The organism is Mesorhizobium sp. M7D.F.Ca.US.004.03.1.1, assembly GCF_003998635.1.
In the GTDB taxonomy this organism is placed as follows: Bacteria; Pseudomonadota; Alphaproteobacteria; order Rhizobiales; family Rhizobiaceae; genus Mesorhizobium; species Mesorhizobium loti.
Genome location: NZ_RZQG01001026.1, coordinates 1 through 1,984, shown reverse-complemented (window position 1 = coordinate 1,984; position 1,984 = coordinate 1). Strand labels below are relative to the sequence as shown.

The 1,984-nt window shown below is 61.6% G+C and carries 2 protein-coding genes; one reads left to right on the top strand and one right to left on the bottom strand.

Going from position 1 to position 1,984, the window contains the following annotated elements:
- Positions 1 to 1,252, bottom strand: a 1,252-nt coding sequence (locus tag EN935_RS33380) for an autotransporter assembly complex family protein (RefSeq protein WP_164771580.1), incomplete at its 3' end; no start/stop codon positions are given.
- Between the two features lie 271 nt (positions 1,253 to 1,523).
- Here EN935_RS33380 and EN935_RS33375 point away from each other — a divergent pair.
- A partial coding sequence (locus tag EN935_RS33375) for a PAN/Apple domain-containing protein (RefSeq protein WP_164771579.1) occupies positions 1,524 to 1,984 on the top strand: 461 nt, incomplete at its 3' end.

The following is a 1,984-nucleotide window of genomic DNA, read 5'->3' as shown; positions in this document are numbered from 1 at the left end:
GTTCGTAGGACAGGCCGGTGCTGCCCTTGACCGAGAAATGGTCATAGGCGTCCGGATGTTCGAGCACGGTCTTGACGCTGGCGAAGAACTTCGATGCCGGCCCGATCACACCGGGCTTTTCGAACATGATGCCGGCATTGTAGTTGAGCTCGCTGAGATCATTGCTGCCGATGCCGCTGATCTTGCCGTCGATGCGCAGCTTCTCGGCTCGCCCGAACAGGTTACGGTGGCCCCAATAGCCTTCCAGGCCCAGCCCCTCGGTGTTGGAGAAGGTGCCGCCGACGCCGAAATAGCGCGGTTTGCGCTCGCTGACCTGGACGCCGATCGGAATGTTGCCATCGGCATCGAGCTTGTCGGCTTCCTTGAACGTCACGCTGTTGAAGACCTCGAGCGCCAGCAGCCGGTCGCGCGCGTCGCTGATCTCTTGCGGCGAGTACTGCCGGCCACGCTTGAGGCCGGTCATGTATTCGGTGAAGTCGCGATCGACCTTCTCGGTGCCTTCCACAGTGGTGTCGCCATAGCCGGCGACCGGCCCGGCGGCGACCGTCAGCGTCACGTCAAGCGTCGAAGTGGCGTGGTCGGCGACGATCTGCCTGTCCGTCACCTTGGCCAGCGGCCTGCCCTCCTCCTTCAGCGCCCGCACGATCAGCGCCTCGGCCTTGAGCACGGCGCCCGAACCGGCGTCGCCGCCGGCGATCAGGCCATAATCGGCGCTCATCAGCCCAGCTGCGTCGCCCTCAAGGTGAATATTGCCCAAAGTGAATTTCGGCCCGCTGACAATGTCGATGGCCACCGGAACCGGCTGCGGCCCCTTGAATTCGGCATCCGGCGGCAAATCGTCAAGCGGCTTGCCGTCGATGGTGACGGTGACCACGCCTTCGTAGCGGGCGTCGGCATAGAGCGCGGCGACCAGTTGTTCGCGGTCGCTGCGTGCCTTGGCCATCAGTCCGAGTGAGCCGGAAACCGGACGCTCCTCGTCACTTTTCAGGGCCGAGGCGTTTTCGAGCTTCTTGACCAGATCCTTGTCGGCGTCGGGGGCATTGATGGTGACGGCATAGCGCAGCGGATCGACGATGTCGGCATCCTCGTCGCTGGACGATCCCCACAGCTTGATGCCAAAAAGCTCGAAAGCCGCCGCCGGCCGCGATTCGGCGAGCAGCGCGGTCGAGCACATCATGGCCAAAAGCAGGGCGCGCGGAAGCGCACGCCCTGGCGCGCGACCTCCTGACATCTGCTCTTCATGCGCCGGCATTAAGACAACCTAGGTTATAAAACTAAAATTGGAATGAAGTTCTGAAGCGCTCGTAAAGGGGCCACAATCCAATTGTCTGAAATAGGGCGGGCTTGGAATTCACACCTTTTGCGTCGCCGCAAGAAAGCGTGATCACCTGTCCTATGGAGGTACTACCGGCCATCGGCCGGAAAGGAAACCGTTGGCAGGCGGAACCCTGCCGCGTCCCTGCGTTGACAAGCTTGACTGAAGCTTGATCATGCCTGGACGTTAGCAGTGTCTGGAGGGTGTTATGGCAATGCGCGCGGCTCGTGGTCTGTCGATCCTGATTCTTCTGTTTTTTGCCTGGGCCAATGTCTTAGCCTGGGGTGGTGTCGCGCAAGCGGCTGAGGCTCGACGAATCGCGACGACAGACAATTCCGATTATTTCGGCTTCGATCTCAGGTCCGACCAGAATGTCACGCTCGACCAGTGCAAGACGACATGTCTGGGCGACCCGGCCTGCCGCGCCTTCACCTACAACAACAAAGCCAAATGGTGCTTCCTCAAATCCGACTACAACCAGCTGAAGCCGTTCAACGGCGCGGTCGCCGGCAAGGTCGTCAACCTCGATGGCGATCCCGACATCGGCGCGCCGCCGGAACTCGCCTTCTTCCCCAACTGGATGGCCGATCAGGCCCAGCAGTACCGCAACAAGCTGCTCGGCCCGGCCTATGACAAGCCGACCGAAGGCATGGCCGCCTTGATGAACGC